General features: G+C 70.8%; 21 protein-coding genes, 3 tRNA genes and 2 pseudogenes. 13 read left to right on the top strand and 13 right to left on the bottom strand.

Annotation, left to right across the window (positions count from 1 at the left end):
- Window positions 1-31: 31 nt before the first annotated feature.
- Window positions 32-529, bottom strand: coding sequence for a hypothetical protein (locus AB0M88_RS17485; RefSeq protein WP_364102476.1), 498 nt, complete (start codon window positions 527-529; stop codon window positions 32-34).
- A gap of 127 nt (window positions 530-656) precedes the next feature.
- On the opposite strand from AB0M88_RS17485, the gene AB0M88_RS17480 reads away from it, so the two are divergent.
- Complete coding sequence (locus AB0M88_RS17480; protein ID WP_364102473.1) at window positions 657-1,142, top strand: kinase; 486 nt, start codon at window positions 657-659, stop codon at window positions 1,140-1,142.
- Here AB0M88_RS17480 and AB0M88_RS17475 read toward each other — a convergent pair.
- Window positions 1,135-1,338 (bottom strand): hypothetical protein, encoded by a 204-nt coding sequence (locus AB0M88_RS17475; RefSeq protein WP_364102470.1) that lies wholly within the window; start codon window positions 1,336-1,338, stop codon window positions 1,135-1,137. The two genes, AB0M88_RS17480 and AB0M88_RS17475, sit on opposite strands and share 8 nt — an antisense overlap.
- A gap of 82 nt (window positions 1,339-1,420) precedes the next feature.
- On the opposite strand from AB0M88_RS17475, the gene AB0M88_RS17470 reads away from it, so the two are divergent.
- The gene (locus AB0M88_RS17470; RefSeq protein ID WP_364102467.1) at window positions 1,421-1,861 is read left to right on the top strand and encodes a MarR family transcriptional regulator; all 441 of its coding nucleotides are present in this window, start codon (window positions 1,421-1,423) and stop codon (window positions 1,859-1,861) included.
- A 4-nt stretch (window positions 1,862-1,865) separates the two neighbouring features.
- Here AB0M88_RS17470 and AB0M88_RS17465 read toward each other — a convergent pair whose 3' ends face one another.
- Window positions 1,866-2,300, bottom strand: coding sequence for an RDD family protein (locus AB0M88_RS17465; RefSeq protein WP_364102464.1), 435 nt, complete (start codon window positions 2,298-2,300; stop codon window positions 1,866-1,868).
- A 266-nt stretch (window positions 2,301-2,566) separates the two neighbouring features.
- Between AB0M88_RS17465 and AB0M88_RS17460 the strand changes: the two genes are divergently transcribed.
- A complete protein-coding gene (locus tag AB0M88_RS17460; protein ID WP_364102684.1) occupies window positions 2,567-3,016 on the top strand; it encodes a CrcB family protein in 450 nt (149 codons plus the stop codon).
- Window positions 3,013-3,372, top strand: a complete 360-nt coding sequence (gene crcB, locus AB0M88_RS17455) for a fluoride efflux transporter CrcB (RefSeq protein WP_364102462.1) — start codon at window positions 3,013-3,015, stop codon at window positions 3,370-3,372. The genes AB0M88_RS17460 and crcB overlap by 4 nt, the downstream gene beginning before the upstream one ends.
- Here crcB and AB0M88_RS17450 read toward each other — a convergent pair.
- Window positions 3,365-4,180, bottom strand: a complete 816-nt coding sequence (locus AB0M88_RS17450; protein ID WP_364102459.1) for an aldo/keto reductase — start codon at window positions 4,178-4,180, stop codon at window positions 3,365-3,367. The two genes, crcB and AB0M88_RS17450, sit on opposite strands and share 8 nt — an antisense overlap.
- An 80-nt stretch (window positions 4,181-4,260) precedes the next feature.
- Between AB0M88_RS17450 and AB0M88_RS17445 the strand changes: the two genes are divergently transcribed.
- A complete protein-coding gene (locus AB0M88_RS17445) occupies window positions 4,261-4,980 on the top strand; it encodes a helix-turn-helix transcriptional regulator (RefSeq protein ID WP_364102456.1) in 720 nt (239 codons plus the stop codon).
- A 219-nt stretch (window positions 4,981-5,199) separates the two neighbouring features.
- A complete protein-coding gene (locus AB0M88_RS17440; protein WP_364102453.1) occupies window positions 5,200-6,843 on the top strand; it encodes a cellulose binding domain-containing protein in 1,644 nt (547 codons plus the stop codon).
- Between the two features lie 59 nt (window positions 6,844-6,902).
- Here AB0M88_RS17440 and AB0M88_RS17435 read toward each other — a convergent pair.
- Together AB0M88_RS17435 and AB0M88_RS17430 are read right to left on the bottom strand one after the other, a co-directional pair.
- A tRNA-Glu gene (locus tag AB0M88_RS17435) sits at window positions 6,903-6,975 on the bottom strand.
- A 294-nt stretch (window positions 6,976-7,269) separates the two neighbouring features.
- Window positions 7,270-7,452 carry a hypothetical protein gene (locus AB0M88_RS17430; RefSeq protein WP_364102450.1) on the bottom strand — a complete coding sequence of 61 codons (183 nt, stop codon included), beginning with the start codon at window positions 7,450-7,452 and terminating at the stop codon, window positions 7,270-7,272.
- A 7-nt stretch (window positions 7,453-7,459) separates the two neighbouring features.
- On the opposite strand from AB0M88_RS17430, the gene AB0M88_RS17425 reads away from it, so the two are divergent.
- Window positions 7,460-7,894 (top strand): nuclear transport factor 2 family protein, encoded by a 435-nt coding sequence (locus tag AB0M88_RS17425; protein WP_364102447.1) that lies wholly within the window; start codon window positions 7,460-7,462, stop codon window positions 7,892-7,894.
- Here the strand turns inward: AB0M88_RS17425 and AB0M88_RS17420 are convergent.
- A complete protein-coding gene (locus AB0M88_RS17420; protein ID WP_364102444.1) occupies window positions 7,891-8,499 on the bottom strand; it encodes an HD domain-containing protein in 609 nt (202 codons plus the stop codon). The genes AB0M88_RS17425 and AB0M88_RS17420 overlap by 4 nt on opposite strands.
- A 94-nt stretch (window positions 8,500-8,593) precedes the next feature.
- Between AB0M88_RS17420 and AB0M88_RS17415 the strand changes: the two genes are divergently transcribed.
- Both AB0M88_RS17415 and AB0M88_RS17410 read left to right on the top strand, forming a co-directional pair.
- On the top strand, window positions 8,594-9,106 hold the full coding sequence (locus tag AB0M88_RS17415; protein WP_364102441.1) for a SigE family RNA polymerase sigma factor: 513 nt from the start codon (window positions 8,594-8,596) through the stop codon (window positions 9,104-9,106).
- A 28-nt stretch (window positions 9,107-9,134) separates the two neighbouring features.
- Complete coding sequence (locus tag AB0M88_RS17410; RefSeq protein WP_364102438.1) at window positions 9,135-9,902, top strand: hypothetical protein; 768 nt, start codon at window positions 9,135-9,137, stop codon at window positions 9,900-9,902.
- A gap of 22 nt (window positions 9,903-9,924) precedes the next feature.
- Here the strand turns inward: AB0M88_RS17410 and AB0M88_RS17405 are convergent, their stop codons facing one another.
- The 3 genes and pseudogenes from AB0M88_RS17405 to AB0M88_RS17395 all read right to left on the bottom strand — a co-directional run.
- The gene (locus tag AB0M88_RS17405; RefSeq protein WP_364102435.1) at window positions 9,925-10,872 is read right to left on the bottom strand and encodes an endonuclease/exonuclease/phosphatase family protein; all 948 of its coding nucleotides are present in this window, start codon (window positions 10,870-10,872) and stop codon (window positions 9,925-9,927) included.
- A gap of 75 nt (window positions 10,873-10,947) precedes the next feature.
- Complete coding sequence (locus AB0M88_RS17400) at window positions 10,948-11,553, bottom strand: amidohydrolase family protein (protein WP_364102681.1); 606 nt, start codon at window positions 11,551-11,553, stop codon at window positions 10,948-10,950.
- Window positions 11,516-12,019 (bottom strand): annotated as a pseudogene (locus tag AB0M88_RS17395) (amidohydrolase family protein); the annotation flags it as partial. The gene AB0M88_RS17400 and the pseudogene AB0M88_RS17395, both read right to left, overlap by 38 nt.
- A 77-nt stretch (window positions 12,020-12,096) precedes the next feature.
- Here AB0M88_RS17395 and AB0M88_RS17390 point away from each other — a divergent pair.
- Window positions 12,097-12,951 (top strand): oxidoreductase, encoded by an 855-nt coding sequence (locus AB0M88_RS17390; RefSeq protein WP_364102432.1) that lies wholly within the window; start codon window positions 12,097-12,099, stop codon window positions 12,949-12,951.
- A gap of 16 nt (window positions 12,952-12,967) precedes the next feature.
- Here AB0M88_RS17390 and AB0M88_RS17385 read toward each other — a convergent pair whose 3' ends face one another.
- Entirely contained in the window at window positions 12,968-13,687 is a 720-nt protein-coding gene (locus tag AB0M88_RS17385; protein ID WP_364102430.1) for a hypothetical protein, read from the bottom strand.
- A gap of 1,597 nt (window positions 13,688-15,284) precedes the next feature.
- Between AB0M88_RS17385 and AB0M88_RS17380 the strand changes: the two genes are divergently transcribed.
- Together AB0M88_RS17380 and AB0M88_RS17375 are read left to right on the top strand one after the other, a co-directional pair.
- A tRNA-Ser gene (locus AB0M88_RS17380) sits at window positions 15,285-15,375 on the top strand.
- 36 nt (window positions 15,376-15,411) lie between these two features.
- A tRNA-Arg gene (locus AB0M88_RS17375) sits at window positions 15,412-15,484 on the top strand.
- On the opposite strand, the pseudogene AB0M88_RS17370 reads toward AB0M88_RS17375, so the two are convergent.
- Window positions 15,450-16,090 (bottom strand): annotated as a pseudogene (locus tag AB0M88_RS17370) (tyrosine-type recombinase/integrase); the annotation flags it as partial. The gene AB0M88_RS17375 and the pseudogene AB0M88_RS17370 sit on opposite strands and share 35 nt — an antisense overlap.
- A 113-nt stretch (window positions 16,091-16,203) precedes the next feature.
- Here AB0M88_RS17370 and AB0M88_RS17365 point away from each other — a divergent pair.
- Window positions 16,204-16,536 carry a hypothetical protein gene (locus tag AB0M88_RS17365; RefSeq protein ID WP_364102427.1) on the top strand — a complete coding sequence of 111 codons (333 nt, stop codon included), beginning with the start codon at window positions 16,204-16,206 and terminating at the stop codon, window positions 16,534-16,536.
- A 257-nt stretch (window positions 16,537-16,793) separates the two neighbouring features.
- Here the strand turns inward: AB0M88_RS17365 and AB0M88_RS17360 are convergent, their stop codons facing one another.
- A complete protein-coding gene (locus AB0M88_RS17360) occupies window positions 16,794-17,147 on the bottom strand; it encodes a VOC family protein (protein WP_364102424.1) in 354 nt (117 codons plus the stop codon).
- Between the last annotated feature and the right edge of the window lie 114 nt (window positions 17,148-17,261).

Genomic DNA, 17,261 nt, shown 5'->3' with positions numbered 1-17,261 from the left:
GAGCGCTATCCGGTTATCCACCGGCGTCGGGTCAGGGGCACGGCACGCCGATCGGCATCCGAGCCTCCTCAGCCACGTCACCGGCCCGAATCACCAGGGGCACGCAGGCCGGTTCGGTCACCCAGGTGCCTCCGGCAAAAGCCGTCCAAGCCTGGCTGCCTTCCCGGCAGGCCGTTATCCGTACGCTCGAGGCCGGCACCACCGAGCTCCCCCAGCCGATCAGGGCCGGCCCCGACTCCACCGAGACCTCGGCCGTCTCCCCGGCCCGCACCAGAAGTCCCCACTTGGCGAACAGTTCGGCCGCCGGGTCCCGCTGCCCGGACGTCGCCACCGGAAGAATCCGATCGGCCGGAACCGCGACCACCCCGGCAACCACCCGGTAGCCCTCCGGCAGCGCGTCGACTGCGCCGGCCGGGGGCGTACAGCTGGGCGTGGTCACGGGCGCACTGGGCAGGGGCGCCGGCTCCCCGCCGCAGGCGCTGAGCCCGCAGAGCAGAACCGCCCCGACCGCCGCCGCACGAACCCTCATCCGTCGATGGTGGACCATCAACGACCATGCCAGACGGCGAAACTTCCTGCGTCACACGCGACTTCCCCGGTTTACCTACGCTCATCGTGATCCGGGGGAACTCGGGGAGACGACCGCCGCCCGTGAGGTGCGGCGCCGCTATGGACGCGGGTGCGCGCTGGTCGAGCAGGACTATCTGCGGCGAATCGTGTTGCGGGAGCACGACGTGGGCGGGATGGGCGCGGTCGCGCCCGAGTTCATCGCCGCGACCACGCGCAATGTGCTCGACCTGGGCTATCACGTGGTGCTCGAGGGGATTCTGCATCGGGAGCGCTACGCCGGCGTGCTCGGACGGCTGATCGACGGGCATGCCGGGCCGAGCCACGTCTATTACTTCGACGTGCCGTTCGACGAGACCGTGCGGCGGAACGCGGCGCGGGGCTTCACCGTCGACGAGATTCGCGGCTGGTGGGCTCCGAACGATCTGCTCGGGGTGCCGGGTGAGCGGGTGCTGACCGCGCCGGGGGTCGAGGACGCGGTCAGCACGATCCTGCACACCGGTGGGCTGGCGTCGGCGGCGGCGCTGACGCCGTGTCCGACGCGATGCCCCCGGTGCGGGGCGGCGCTCAGCTAGCGCTGCGGGCGCGCTCGCGCTGCTCGCGGGTGTAGCGCTTACGGTTTTCCAGGTCGCGTTTCCACTGCTCGCGCGCGTCCTGGTCGCAGCCTTGCACGGCGCCCTTGACCTGCGCCGGGCCGATCATCGAGCGGAACGCCCAGTCGTCGAACGTGCGGTGCCACCAGCTCGAAAGCCGTCCACGGGTCTCGGCCACCGGTCTCTCCTTAATGCTTGGCCCACCAACCATTGGTACACCAACTATCGGTACACTAACCCTTGAGGTGAGGGGAAACCAAATGAGTGAGCTGACCGACACCGACCCGTTAGCCCTGGAGCAACAGGTCTGCTTCGCGCTCTCGGTCGCCGCGCGCAGCGTCGTCGCGATCTACCGTCCGCTGCTCGAACCGATGGGCCTCACCCACCCGCAATACCTCGTGATGCTCGCCCTCTGGCAGCACGCCCCGCTCTCGGTGCGCGACCTCAGCCGCCTCCTGCAACTCGACCCGGGCACCCTGTCACCGCTGCTCAAGCGGCTGGAGGCGATCGGCTACCTGCGCCGCCAACGTGACCCGGCCGACGAGCGCAGCCTGGCGATCACGCTGACCGGGAGCGGCCGGGCGCTGCGGGACCGAGCCGAGCAGATCCCGCCGGCCGTGGTGTCCCGGCTCGGGATGCCGATCGAGGACCTGCAGCGCCTGCACGCGTCGCTGACGCAGGTGATCGCGGCCGCACGCTAGGTGACTAGGCGCGGACGACCAACGTGTCGGCGGCCATGTCGCCGAGGCGCCGGCGCCGGTCGTTGAAGACCACGATGATCCAGCCCAGCAGGTAGCCACCGATGCCGTCGATCACCCGCAGCAGCGTCCGGACCAGCGCCGTGAACAGGCCCGGCGTCCGGCCGGTCTTGGCGTCGATCACCCGGATGCCGGTGACGAGCTTGCCGGCCGTACGCCCGAAGAGGCCCTCCAACAGCACGTAGTAGAGGAGCGCGACCACCACCCAGCCCAGCCCGGCCTTCGAGGTGAGCCGGGTGAAGTCGAGATCCGAGTCGTAGTGGCCGCCGACGACCGCCACCGACGCGCGGTAGAGCAGCCCGAGCACGATGCCGTCGAGAATCGTCGCGACGATGCGCCGGCCGGTGACCCGTACCTCGACGCCGCCCTGGAAGTAGACCATGCCCCGACGGTAACGACGTCGTGCCAGGCGTCAGCTGACGCCGTAACACCTCTCCAGTTCACGCAGGTCGTAGAAGTAGTTGCCCTTGCTGACCGGGTGACACGACGCCTGGAACGCGCGGCAGGTGAACGTAGCCGGTTCAGGTAATCTTGGCCGCACGGCGGTGGGGCCCGCCGACTCCCCCGGGGGTGAACCGCGCCGGCGCCAACGGTCCCTGATGCTCCCTCGGGAAGGGTCAGCGCGTGATCGAGCACCGCCCAGCGCCGATGGACGCCGACGTCGATCTGCACGTGCCCGCCGACAAGGCCGAGCTCGAGCCCACTCCCGTGCCGGTGCTCGGCGCGATCTCGGCCGGCGGTGTGATCGGGGCGCTGGCCCGCGACGGGCTGGCCACGGCCTGGCCCCATCCGGCGTCCGGCTTCGCCTGGTCGACCTTCGTGATCAACGTGACCGGCTGCCTGCTCATCGGCGTGCTCATGGTGGTCGTCACCGAGGTCGGGCCGCCGCGGCGCCTCGTGCGGCCGTTCCTCGGGGTCGGCGTGCTCGGCGGCTACACCACGTTCTCCACCTACATCGTCGACGTTCACCGGGCGGCCGCGGCCGGTGCTCCCTGGGTGGCGCTGGCCTATCTGGCCGCGACCTTGGTCGCGGCGATCCTCGCGGTCTGGGCCGGCAGCGCCGGCACCTCCTTTCTCGTACGCCGGTGGGCCCGGTGACCGTCCTGCTCGTCGCGCTCGGCGCGGCCATCGGCGCACCCCTGCGCTATCTCACCGACCGTGCCGTCCAGTCCCGCCACGACTCGGTCTTCCCGTGGGGCACGCTGACCGTCAACGTCGCCGGCTCGCTGCTGCTCGGGCTGCTGGCGGGGCTTCCGGCGAGCGCGCCGGTCGCGGCCTTCCTGGGTACGGGATTCTGCGGCGCCCTGACCACGTATTCGACGTTCAGCTACGAGACGCTGCGGCTGGCCCGGACCGGTGCCCGCTTCTACGCGGCGATGAACGTGGTCGCGTCGATCGTGGCCGGCTTCGGCGCGGCCTCGGTCGGCCTGGTGATCGCCCAGGCGCTCAGCTGAGGGCCGCCAGGTCGTCGGCGGTCAGCACGAGCTCCTCGGCGGCCAGGTTTTCCCGCAGGTGAGTGCGGCTGGTGGTCGCCGGCAGCGGGCGTACGGCCGGTGACTGCGCGAGCAGCCAGGCCAGCGCGACCTGCGGGACGGTCGCACCGTGTCGTTCGGCGATCCGGCGCATCTCGTCCGAGCCGGTCGTGTCGGTGTGCACTCCGGGCGGCGCCAGCGAGACCGGTTGCCAGGGCGCGAACATCGACTTTCCGTCGACGGCAGCCCGGAAGAGCGGCTCCTCCGTGCGGTCGGCGATGTTGAAGTGGGCGGTGACGGCCGCGATGTCGACGATCGCGCGGGCCTCGGCCAGCTGGTCGACGGTGACGTTGGAGAGCCCGATCCCGCCGATCAGTCCTTCCTCCCGCAGTTCGGCCAGCGTGCCGACCTGATCGGCGAAGGAAGCGTCCCGGGCGTAGCCGCTGTGCAGGTAGTAGAGGTCGATCCGCTCGACGCCCAGCCGGCGGGCCGACAGCCGCACGCACTGCCGCAGGTAGTTCGGGTTGCCGATCGCCGCGATCGTCGACAGGTCGCGGCCGCCCCGGACGAAGCCGCCCTTGGTCGCGATGGTCAGACCTTCCGGGTACGGGTGCAGCGCGTCCCGGATCAGCATCTCGTTGGTGTGCGGCCCGTAGACGTCGGCGGTGTCGATCAGCGTGACGCCGGCCTCGACCGCCTGGCGCAGCAGGGTGACCGCGGCCGCCCGGTCGGGATAGTCGCCCCACAGGTCGGGGCCGGTGAGCCGCATCGCGCCATATCCGATTCTCATGCCCCAACGCTGATCTCCGCGGCCGGCCGGTGCCACGGCGAAAACTGCCTATGCAGACCAGTACCAGCCAGACTGGGTGCATGGACTCTTCCCTGGCCGACTTCCTGCGGGCCCGCCGGGCCGCGGTCGATCCGCGCCGGTCCGGGCTGCCGGTCGACGACAGGCGGCCGCGCCGGGTGCCCGGCCTGCGGCGGGAGGAGCTGGCCGCGCTGGCCCACGTGAGCATCGACTACGTCGTCCGGCTCGAGCAGGGCCGCACCCGGCGGGTCTCGCGGCCGGTGCTCGACGCGCTCGCCGACGCCCTTCAGCTCGCCTCCGACGAGCGCGACTACCTGTACGCGGTGGCCGAGGTGGCACCGGCCGCCGCACGTCGCCCGGCCCGGCCCGAGGTCGCCCCGGAACTGCGGCGGCTGCTCGACACGATGCACGACGTACCGGCGCTGGTGCTGCATCGCGGCATGGACGTGCTGGCCTGGAACCGGGGTGCGGCCGCCCTGCTGACCGACTTCGGCGCGCGGCCGGTGCGGGAGCGCAACCTGATCTGGCTGACCTTCCTCGACCCGGAGTTCCGTGCGCTCTACGCCGACTGGCCGGGGGTCGCCCGCGAATGCGTCGCCGTCCTGCGGATGGAGGCGGGCCGCCATCCCGGCGACCCCGATCTGACGGCGCTGGTCGACGAGTTGAGCGCGCGGGACGCCGACTTCCGCACCTGGTGGGCCAGTCATCGCGTACGCGGGCCGCGCCGTCTCCGCAAGGAGTACCGCCATCCCGTGGCCGGGGATCTGGTTTTGGATGTGTAGCAGTTCTCGGTCGACCGCGACCCGTCGCAGATGCTGGTGGTCTACACCTCGGCCAGCGGAACTTTCGATGCGCTCCTAGCTGCACCTTCCTGACCGAGAAGCCTCATCGCGGCGATAGTTTCCGGAAGCCATTGACTTATTTCGATAGGTCCCTCGACACTGGACTTCCGGAAATGGGAGCGCTCCCATGATCCACTTCCGGTCCGGAAAGGAGTCCCCGTGACCCTCCGCTCGACAGCCCTCGTCCTGGCTGCGGCGGCGTTGGCGGTCACCGGAGTGCTGGCTGCTCCCCGATCCCCCGCCGCCGAGGCGGCCGCCGTCCAGGTGGCCGCCGCCGGCGTCGAGGACGAGGGCGCCAACTGCTCCGTCCCCGGCCTGCCCGACGCAGGCTCGCTGCCCACCAACGCCAAACTCCCCGACCCGTTCAAGAAGCTCGACGGCACCCGGATCACCTCCACCGGTGACTGGACCTGCCGCCGCGAGGAGATCAAGCAGCTGGCCGAGAAGTTCATCTACGGCCCGAAACCGGCCAAGCCGCAAACCGTCAGCGGCACCGTGACCAGCACCAACATCACGGTCAACGTGTCCAACCAGGGCAAGAGCGCCAGCTTCTCGGCCTCGGTCAGCCTGCCCAGCGGCACCGGCCCGTTCCCGGCCGTCGTCGTCCTCGGCGGCCTCGGCGCCGACACGGCCACGATCAAGGCCGCCGGCGCGGCCATCATCAACTACGACCCGTACGCCGTGGGTAAAGAGGGCACGCCGCGCAACAACAAGCAGGGTGCCTTCTACACCCTGTACGGCTCGTCCAGCCCGACCGGCCTGCTGATGGCCTGGTCGTGGGGCGTCAGCCGGATCATCGACGTGATCGAGCAGTCCGGCGGCAGCATCCTCAAGCCCGACGCGACCGCGGTCACCGGCTGCTCCCGGTTCGGCAAGGGCGCGTTCGTCATCGGCGCCTTCGACCAGCGCATCGCGCTGACCATGCCGATCGAGTCGGGCACCGCCGGCGTGCCGATCCTGCGGGGCGTCCCCGGCGAGGGCGCCCAGAGCCTGAGCAGCGCGTACGGCGAGCAACCCTGGTTCGGCGACGCGTTCAGCGCGTTTACCGGCAACCCGAACAAGCTGCCGGTCGACACCCACGAGATGGTCGCGATGGTGGCGCCGCGCGGACTGTTCATCATGGACAATCCGCACATCGTCAACCTGGGCCCGAAGTCGGGCAGCGTGGCCGCCCTGGGCGGGGCCGAGGTCTACAAGGCGCTCGGGGCCGGCTCCAACATCACCTACTGGTCGGATATCCAGGACGGCAACCACTGCGCGATCCGGCCCGAATGGAAGACCCCGCTCACCCAGAACATCCAGAAGTATCTGACGAAGACCGGAAGCGCGGCGGGCTCGTTCCACATCTCCAGCTCGGCGGCCGGCCGCCTCTCCGACTGGATCGACTGGACCACCCCCACGCTCGGCACCGGCCCGACCACACCCCCGCCCACCACCCCTCCGCCCACGACACCGCCGCCGACCACGCCCCCGCCCACCACCCCTCCGCCGACGACACCGCCGCCGGGTAACGGAGGCTGCACCGCCACGGTCTCCCTCAACTCGTGGACCGGCGGCTTCGTGGCAACCGTCCGGGTGACCGCCGGCACGTCCCCGGTCACCGGCTGGCGGATAGCCCTGACCCTGCCCGCGGGCAGCACCATCTCGAACTCCTGGAACACCAACCGCACCGGCAACTCGGGTGCCGTCCAGTTCACCAACGTCAACTACAACGGCCAGCTGGCCGCCGGCGCCTACACCGAGTTCGGCTTCCAGGCCACCGGCACCGGCAGCGCGATAACCCCCACCTGCACCACGGCCTGAACACCACTCGCCCCCACCCGGAAAGCGGGTGGGGGCGAGCCTGTCCCAGAACAACGCGGTAGGCCGTACGGGATTCGAACCCGTGATCTCCTGATCGAGAGTCAGGCGAGTTGACCGCTACTCCAACAGCCCCGGGAAAACCAAAAAGCCGCCGACCCGGCACGGGAAGGCGGCACACCGCGGCGGCGAACCGCTCACTCGCGCCGCTCCCCTTCGGGCTCACGCTCGGCACTGCTGCGACGCATCACAACCTCCTCGTCCGGGCGCGCCCCCTAGGTGTGATGACCATAGGCACGCCCATCTCGCCGGGCAACGCAATAACCGCGTACGGGAAAGGCGCTAGCGGGCGAAGGTGACGCCGCCGGGTTTGGGGGCGTCGGGTTCGAGGCGGAGGTCGATCTCGATCGAGAAGCCGGCCTCCCGCAGCTAGGCGGCAACCTCCTCGGCCGTACGCCGGTGGACGCTCACCCTCATCGGGTGGCCGCCGTAGCCCTCGGTCCTCAGGGTCTCGCCCGTGCCCAGGTTGAACGCCACCATGAGCGGGCCGCCCGGGCGCAGCACGCGGCGGAACTGCGCGAACACGCCCGGCGTCGACGACCGGGAGATCATTGGGGGTATGACGCTGTCCAGCCATCGACAGATCGAGAACCTTATCGGCCGCTACGCCGAGCTGGTCGACGACGGCGATTTCGCCGGGGTCGGCGAGCTTTTCGCCACCGCTACGTTCCACGGCAGCGGTTCCAGTTTCACCGGGGCTGACGCCTTGACCGGCATGCTGCACGACCAGGTCCGGCTCTATCCGAACGGCACCCCGCTGACCCGGCACGTCACGACGAACCTGATCGTCGAGGTGGACGAGGAGGCGGGCACGGCCCAGGCCCGCTCGGCCCTCACGATCTTCCAGGCGACGCCGGAACTGCCTCTGCAGCCGATCGCCGTCGGCCGGTACGCCGACGAGTTCCGGCGGCTGGACGGGGCTTGGCGGTTCTCGTCGCGACGGGTCAGCTTTCAACTCGCCGGTGATCTGAGTCACCACCTGCTGAAGCGTTAGCCGGTCACCCAGGCCCGGGCGACGGCGTACGACGGGCGGCCGAGGCGGGCCAGGCGCGCGTCCACCCGGCGTACGGCCTCGCGCAGGCGCCGCTCGCGGCGCGGGTGAGCCGCGGCGTTGGGTGAGTCGGGGCCGTGGCGTTGGAGCATTTCGGCGAAGCGCTGGTCGAGCGTCATGCTCCGGCCGTCGGGGCCGATCGTCTGGTCGGCGTAGGCCAGGGCGTCGGCCACCGGGGGCGGGCCGTCGGGGAGGCGGGACAGCTCGCCGGTGAAGCCGCGGACCGCGGCGATGAAGGCGGCGCCGGAGTGGTGGGCGACCAGCCCGGCCAGCTCGAGCGGCCAGTCGTGGGCGAGCAGGTAGCGGGCGCCGTCGAGTGGGTGGAAGCCGGTGGCGTGGACGGCCGGCGCGTAGCCGATGTCGTGCAGCCAGGCGGCGGAGACCAGCGTGTCGGCCTCGTCGGAGGTGCCGAGGATGATGCTGACCGCCTCGGCCCGCTGGGCCACGCGGACCGTGTGCCGCCAGCGCTGGGGCAGGCCGATGAGCAGGATCTGGGCCAGATCCCGCGCCTCGCGGACCAACCGCGCCGGTCCCTCGATCACGCTCACGGGGTACACCGTAACGAATTGATCACATTACGGCATTAAAGTCCCACGGTACGAATCGGTAAACCTTCGGCGTCCGCTGCCGCGTGTAAGTCACGTGATCCCACACAGCGAACCGACGGATACGTCCGACGCCGGGTACGCGGCCTTCGTCTCTGCCGGATGGAACCGCTACCTGTGGACGGCGAGCCTGCTCACCGGTGACCGGCATCAGGGCGAGGAGCTTCTGCAGGAGTGCCTCGTCAAGCTGTACACCAAGTGGCGGCGCGTCGCTCGTGGGGGCGATCCGCACGCGTACCTCCGCCGCATGCTGGTCAACGGCAACGTGAGCTGGTGGCGCCGGCGGCGACGGGAAGAACCCGTCGCGCAGGCGCCCGACTGGTATGACAGCCGGTCGGCGCCGGTCGAGCCGCACGACGCTCTGCAGCGTGCCGTTCTGCGCCTGCCCCGGCAGCAGCGCGCGGTGATCGTACTGCGCTATTTCGAGGACCTCACCGAGAAGGACGCGGCCGCCGTCCTCGGCTGCTCGGTCGGAGCCCTCAAGTCCACGCACTCCCGGGCCATGGCGAAGTTGCGCGCCGAGTCGGCGCTCCTCGAGATCCACGGCTGACCCGAACATTTCGAAGGGAAAACCCCTGATGAACGACCTTTCCACCGCCATGCACGAGTGGGCGGGCCGCGCGGCCACCGGTGAGCAGCCGCCCGTCGCCGAGCTCATCGCGGCCGGCACCAAGCGCCGCAACCGCCGCCGGGCCGGCGCGGCCGGCGCCGCCACCCTGGCCCTCGCGGCCGTGGTCGGCGGAGCCCTGGCGACCACCGGTGGCGCCGGAGCCGCCGGCACCCCCGCGGCTGTCGCCGGTCAGTCGCCGGCCGTTGAACTGGCGGCCGCGGCCACCTCGACCTCCGAGACGAGCTTCAAGTTCGTGGTCAACTCGACGCTGACGCTCCCCGCCTGGCAGATCGACCACGTCAAGGAGACGTGCACGGGCGCGATCGACCCGCTGACCCGGAGCGGCTTCGTCGAGACCGGGTCGGTGTTCTCCGCCCGCGTCGTCAACGGCCACCGCTACGTCGCCAAGGAGAACTACTGGCAGGACCGGGGCAAGGGCGACGTCGCCGGCATCCTGCTCTGCGGCGACCCCAAGGCCCCGGCCGGCGCGGACGCCGACCCCGCGACCGAGCTGAAGGTGCTGTCGAAGGCGGGCACGGTCACCAAGAACGCGGCCGGGTTCTCCTTCACCGGCGACGAGATCAAGGGTGCGGCCAAGGTGTCCGGCGGCCACGTCGTGCAGATCTCGTACACGATCACCAGCCGGGCGACCAAGGACTACCCGGCCTACACCCGGGAGACGACGATGACGCTGTCCGGCTTCGGCGACAAGGTCTCGGTCAAGAAGCCCATCTGACCGGCCATCCGGAGCGAGGCCGTCACCCGTCGGTGGCGGCCTCGTTCGCCCCGGTCGGGCCGCCGGTGTCGAAGTCGGCCAGCACGGCACGATGGTCACTGCCCGGGCCCTCGACGACCCACGAGCGGCGCGTGGTCAGACCGCGTTCGAGGATGTGGTCGGGCCGCACGACCGGGAAGGCGGACGGCCAGGTGAAGCCGAACCCCGATCCGGCCTCCTTCTGGCTATCGGCCAGCGGCGCGAACTCGTGGAACAACCGGTCGGTGGTCGCGGTGTTGAGGTCGCCGGCCAGGATCAGCCGCTGACTCGGGTCGGCGTGCGTGGCGGCGGCGAGGGCCTGCAGCGTACGGTCCCGATCGGCCGTCTCGTCGGCCCGCGCCGAGGCGAGGTGGGCCGCGAAGACGCGGATCCTGCCGTCGCCGGTGGCGACGGTCGTGGCGATCGCCCGGGTCCAGCCGATGTGGATGTCGACCGGTTCGGTCCCGGAAAGACGAAACCGACTGAAGATCGCGACCGTTCCGGTCTCGGTGTGGTGCGGGTACGCGTCGGCCAGCGTTTTCGTGACCGTGCTCCGGTTGGCCTGCGTCACCTCTTCGAGGACGACGATGTCGGGGTGCTCGGCCAGCAGCGGCGGCAGGGCCTCGCCGGGCGTCGACTTCCCCAGGTTGAGCGAGGCGACCCGCAGGTCGTGGGAGCCCGAGCGGGAGTGGTCGGTCAGCGTCGGGGCGAACATGACCGTCCAGATCGCGGCCGGCACCAGCGCCACCACGATCACGACGACCCGACGGGTCACGACCGCGACGGCGAGCAGGAGCAGGGCCGGAGCGGCGAGCCAGGGCAGGGCGCTCTCGAGCAGCGAGCCGGGTGACCCGGGCACGGCCCGGTGCCCGACCAGGAGCAGGCCGAGCAGGGCCGCGAACGCCCCGACAATGATCAATCCTCGCCCGGCGCGACCGCTGTATCCGCCCATCGTGACCTCCTTACGGCGTTGCGGGCCAACCGTAGAGAGCCACTCCATGATCATGACTCCCCAATCCGTGCCGCCCTAGGAGTTGGCCGGGACGCCGCCCAGGAGGGTCTCGAGCGGGTTCAGGTCGCGGAGCTCGTCGGGCGGGCAGGTGGCGGGGTCACGGTCCCAGATGGTGAGGTCGGCCAGACGGCCCGGGGTCAGGGTGCCGCGCAGATCCTCCTCACCGAGGAGACGGGCGGCGGACGTCGTGTGCATCGCCACCGCCTCGTCGTAGGTGACGGCGTGCTCCGGGCCCTGCACGCCGATCACGGTCCGCCGGGTGGTCAGGCCCCAGACCGAGCGCATCGCGCCGAACTGGCCGACCGGGAAGTCCGAGCCGGCGGTGACCAGCACGCCCTGGTCGAGCCACTCCCGGGCGGGAAGAGGTCGGCGACGCGCCGCGGGCCCCAGAACTCGCGCTCGACATGGGCGGTGTCGTGCTGCAACGGCTGCTGCACGGTGACCGGGATGCCCAGGACGGCCGCGCGGGCGCGCTGCTCGGGCCCGGCCAGGCCGCCGTGCTCGACGACCAGGGTGCCGGCGGGCAGGCCCGGATTGTTTCGGAACGCGCCGCGAGCAACATGGCGAAGTCGTCGAGGGAGACCGCGCAATCGCGGACCGTGCCGATCCCGGTGGCGGCATAATCGCCGCTGGCCGTGCGAAGCCCGTCGACGCGCAAAGCCCGATCCGGCCGCGGAACCAGGCGCTCGACCAGGCCCATCGCGGTGTCGATCAGGCGGCCGGTGAGACGACCGCCGGCGTCGCGGCCGATCACGCCGCCCGGCGGGACCGGGGTGTCCTCGGTGATGCCGGCCAGCCGCAGGGCAAAACCGTTGACGACGTCGTTGTGGCCACCCCGCTTGACCAGCACCGGATGGCGGCCGGTCACCGAGTCGAGCTCGGCCGCGGTCGGCATGCGCCGCTCGGCCAGGTTGAGCTCCTGCCAGTTCGTCGTGGTGCGGATCCACTCGCCCTCGGGGGTCACCGCGGCCCACCGCCGGATCAGCTCCAGGAACTCGGCCAGCGTGCCGGCCCGGTGAACGGGCACGTCGTGGGCGCTGTACCCGCGGCGGCCCCGCACCACCAGATCGGCACCGTGATCAGTCATGTCGCCGACGCTAGACGCTCCGCCCGCCTTCGGCCGGTGCGGATCGGAACGATCTCGGCCTGGCGCATTCTTGGACCATGTCACTTCACCTCGCCGACGGCCTCACCCTCACCCGCATGGGATACGGCGCGATGCACCTCGCCGGACCGATGGCCTGGGGACCACCGAAGGACCCCGACGAGGCCCGGCGCGTCCTCCGTACGGTGGTGGAACTCGGCCTCACCCACATCGACACCAGCGACTACTACGGGCCGTACAGCGTCAACGAGCTGATTCGCGAAACGCTCGCCCCGTACCCCGACGACCTGCACATCGTCACCAAGGTCGGCGCCCGGCGCGGCCCCGACCGCTCCTGGCCGGCCGCGATCACCCGCGACGAACTGATCCAGGCCGTCCACGACAACCTCGACCACCTGGGCCTGCCCGCCCTCGACGTGGTCAACCTCCGCCTGACCGGCACAGACGACATCGCGCCGCCGTTCGCGGTCCTGGCCGAACTGCGTCAACAGGGCCTGATCAGGCACCTCGGCGTCAGCAACGTCAGCCTCGACCAGGTCAAAATCGCCCGCGACATCGCGCCGGTGGTCACCGTCCAGAACCTCTACAACGTGGCCGTACGCGGCGACGACCCCTTGGTCGACTACTGCGCCGAGAACGGCATCGCCTTCGTGCCGTTCTTCCCCCTCGGCGGCTTCCGCCCACTGCAGTCCGACATCCTCGACACGGTCGCCGCCGGCCTGGGCATCACCCCGATGCAGGCGGCGCTGGCGTGGCTGCTCCAGCGGTCACCGACCATGCTGCTCATCCCCGGCACCTCCTCGGTGGCCCACCTGCGCGAAAACGTCGCGGCCGCCGACATCACCCTGCCCGGGCCGGCACTCACCCGGCTCAACGCGATCGGCGACTCGTCACCGGGCGGCCTGCCCTGGTAACGCCGGGGCTCCGGCGTTACCGGCCCTGGCCCGGGTCGTGGGGGTGGGTGCGGTAGAAGGCGTTGGCCCGGGCGGCGAGGCCGTCGGCGGCGGCCCGGCCGGTCAGGAACGCGGCCAGCAGACTGACCCCGGGCAGATACCGGTTGATCAGGCGGAACACACCCCACCCACCGACCTGCCCCGAAATCAGCCGGCTTAGACGCCACACCCCGGCCCGCAGACCGCCGCCCTCCTCGTCGTAGGCCGGGCGGCGGGCGGCGGCCACGGCCACCTCCGCGGCCTCCCGATCCGGATGAATCCGGGTGAGAACCAGCAGATCGACCGCCCTCTCCGGGGCGGCCGGATCCTTCCCGTACGCGGCAGCCACATGCAAAACCAGTTCCGCGTGCGCAAACGCGGCCGTCCCGGCCAACACAACCGGCGCGTACGACCCGGCGACCGCCCCGAAAACGCTGCCCAGCCCCCCGGCCCGCGAAAACTGCCGGGTCGCGAGCCGGGCCAGCGCGGCATCATCGGCGTTGGGATAGTCCCGCCGCGTCCGGACGATCCACTCCCGCGCCCGCGGCCCGATCGACTGAACCGCGGCCAGCGCGAGCAGCTCAGGCACGTGGGCGGGGTCGGCAACCAGCTGAGCCCAGGCATCCGTACGCCCCGGGGCCTCAACCGCCTCCCCGTCACCAACCGGCCGGGCGTCCTCGGCCCCCTTCCCGTCCCGGACCGGCAGGACCGGGGTCACCTCGGCCGCTTCAGCGATCAGCTCAGCAGGCGCCGGAGCAAGCTCAGTCTCCAGCGCCGGAGCAACCGCCTTCTCGGCCCTATCGACACCTGGCCCCGAAGCGGCGGCCTCCCCAGCCGGCTCTTCAGATGCCGCCGGTTCGCCGGATGTGACCGGCACCGAACGCACGGCCGGCTCCTCCGACACCGGGCGCGCCGAGGCCGCAGTCACCTCAGGCGAGACGGCCGACCCTTCCGCCGAAGCGGGCGCGGGCGCCCGAGCAGGGGCAACCGACTCGGCCGGCTGGGCATGCACGGCCTGATCGGCACGTTCCGACGGCTGGGTCGATGCCGGTTGCTCCGCTGAGGTCGGCTGAGCCGACGTGACCGGCCGCGCGATCCCCGATGACCCAGCAGACACGGCCTGCTCGGCTGACCCGGCTTGCTCGGCCCGCTCCGCTGGGCTGGCTTGATCGGCTGGGCTGGCTTGATCGGCGGAGGCGAGCGGCTCAGCAGAAGCCGTCGGCTCGGCGGAGGCCGGCGGCGCGGATTCGGCCGGTTGCGGAACCGGGCGTGCGGACTGGCGTGACGTCGCCGCGCGAGGAGTGCGCTTCGCCGGGGCGGCTTTCTTTGGGCTGGACTTCTTCGCCGGGGTCGCGCTGGACGGCGTTGCCCCGCTCGGGGCCGCACCGCTCGGGGCTGGGCTGCCCGGGGCTGGGCTGCCCGGGGCTGGGCTGCCCGGGGCTGGGCTGCCCGGCGTTGCGCTGTTCGGGGGCGCGCTGGTTCGGGCTGTCTCGGCTCCAGCCGAGGCTGTCGCTGTTTGCGCGGCCTTTCGGGCCGCCTTTGCCGGGCGGGTCGGCGTGGCATCCGGCGCGATCGGCTGCGAAGGGGTGGCCGGGCCGCTGGGGGTCTGGGGCTGGGTGGTCTTCGCACGTGGGACCGCGGCCTTTGAGGGGGCCGCCTTCTTCGCGGGGGCGGTCTTCTTGGGCGGGGTCCTCTTGGCGGGTGACTGCGGGGTGCGGCCAGCGGGCGTGGGCTCGGGTGCGGACGAGGCGGCCTGGGTCGGGGGTTTGGGCTCGTCGACGTTGCCGGTGGGGCGGGACGAGGCCGTGGGTTGGGTGGGGATGGAGGGTTCGGGGGCGGCCGACGGTGGGGTGGCCGAGGCAGTGCCTCGACGCGAGCGCTGCCTGGCGGGCGGCTGCTCGTCCGGCGCCGGGCCTGTCGAGGACGGGCGGGGCGCCGCTGCGGTTGGGGGCGCGCCGGGCGTACGGATATCGGGGGCTTGACCCCGACGGCCCGGAGTTTTCGCAGGTCCCTCTGGGTGATTTTCGGCATCGGGTGGCTGGAAGGTGACCGGCGGCGCCGCCTTGGCGGCCTTCCGCGCCCGCTTGGCCGGCGGCTCTTCCGGCTCGCCGGGCGCGCTGAACGCGGCCCGCGGATCATGGGCCCGGGGGGTGTCGCGCGGGTTCTCCTCCATGCCGACGCATGCTAGCCGGATCTGCCCTGTTTCACCTGTTGGAGCCGCGTGTCCCAGATCCGCGGCGCGCGGAGAGGCAACCTCTTTGTGCGGCGCTCAGGCGGTCCGGTATCCTCAAGCATCGGTGGCCAGCGGTCACCGGGGAGACTTCGCCTAGTCTGGTCTATGGCGCCGCACTGCTAATGCGGTTGGGGTTTTACAGCCCCTCCCGGGTTCGAATCCCGGAGTCTCCGCGTTCCGGGGCAGTGTGTATGCTTGCGGAGCACTGAGCGCCCGTAGCTCAATGGATAGAGCATCTGACTACGGATCAGAAGGTTAGGGGTTCGAGTCCCTTCGGGCGCACAGAATTTTGAGGGGCCTGAGCTGCGGAAACGCGGTTCAGGCTCTTTCTGCTATCGGTCCGGTTTGGACGATGGGTGCGACGCGGATGCCACCCCGGAAACCGCGTTTTCGGGCGTTGACCTGTTCGTAACCTGGGCGTTTGCAGCCGGCTTTCGCTTGGCCGGGGTGAAGCACCTGTTTTCTGCTCCGCCGGCGCGGTCGTGCCGGTTTTGGGGCCGTGGTCGGGCCGGTTCTTGCGGGCCTTCGCCTTGATCTTCTTCCGGGTGCGGCGGGCTGCGTTCAAGACGAGCTGGGCAGTGGCGCCGGCGCATCGGCGCTGGGTCTGCGGCAGCACGCTGGTGTACGTGTCGGCGGCTCGAATGCCCGAGCAGATCCTGCAGCGTCTTCAGATCCGCGCCGGCCTCGTGGGCCAGGGACGCGGCGCCGTGGCGCAGGTCGGGTAGCCGGACCGGCGCCAGCCCGGCCCGCCGGACGAGGATCCGGAACCGGGTGGTGGCGTAGTTCGGGTTGATCGGCTTGCCGTCGGATCGACGAACACGTAGCCGGTGTCGAACCACGGCTTGCCGTTTCGGCCGCTTCCGCCTTCTGGTCCTGTTGATAGCGGCGGCGGCCCATGTCATAAGCCGGATGTGCGCCAACGCTCCTGATAACCACGCCCGCACCTACGACGACGTGGAACGAGCCGATTCTCGACTTGTCCGCGCGCATAAGATCGGCGCATGAAGATCGGCATCAGCAATCGCCTGCAGGGCACGCGCCGCTGGCTGGCGATCGCCGGAGCCCTGCTCGTCGTGGCCCTGCTCGCGGCTCCGGTCCAGGCCGCGGAGCCGGGCAGCGACCACCCGAACAACATGAACTGCGGCAACATCTTCTGGTTGACCCCGCCGAAACCGGACCCCGCCGACCCCGACTACGAGTTCTACCGCGAGAAGATGGACCGAAGCTGCAGGGAGGCCCGCGTCACCAGAGGCGCCACGGCAGCCATGGTGTCCGTGATCGCGGTATTCGGCGTGGCCCTTCTCGCCCGCCGCCATGAAAAGTCTTTGCCATAGAGCCATTTTGTCGCGCATGGCGGTCGGCTTGAATGTGACGCGGGACTATGACGGCCTGCACGGTCGCGGTGGCGCGGCGAGACTTCACGCATCACCTCATGACTGTCAGCGCGGCTATCTCACTGGATGTCATTAGCTGATCTGTGGCGCCGCTTCACGAGCCGCCTACGGTCCTCGGCGTTCAAGGTGCGTCTCCTCGAAGGTAGACAGCGGCAGGTGCGAAACCTGACCGTGCGCGCCTGCCGCATGATGGCCTTTCAGTCCTTCGGTGCCACCCGGATTCGGTTCCCGTCCGGATCGGCTGCGAGGAAGGTCAGCCCGAACCCCGCATCGTGCGGCTCATGCAGGATCGTGACGCCCTTGGACTGCCACTGTCGGAAGAGCGCGTTGATCTCGTCAGGTCGTCCACCGCCGATGGCCAGGCAGACTTCACTGGTACGTGGGACGTCCGGCGACAGATTCTCGAACTGGCCGGACCACAGAGCGAGCTCAGCGCCCGGCCCGAGGTCGAAGGTGATGTATTCCGGAGTCTCGAGCGAGGGGCTCAGGCCGAGGAGGTCGCCGTAGAAGCGAGCCGCGGCGGGAGCGTCGTTCACGTAGACGATGGACACGACGGATGTGGTCATGGTTGTTCCCTAAGATCGAAGTTGTTCGGGGTTGCTGCCCTGGATGCCCGGGGCAGCGGGGTGTGGCTGATGGTTGGTTGCCGTGGTGGTGGCTCGGAA

The sequence above is a fragment of the Actinoplanes sp. NPDC051411 genome (assembly GCF_040682075.1).
Lineage (GTDB): Bacteria > Actinomycetota > Actinomycetes > Mycobacteriales > Micromonosporaceae > Actinoplanes.
This window is presented reverse-complemented; position numbering and strand designations above follow the sequence as displayed.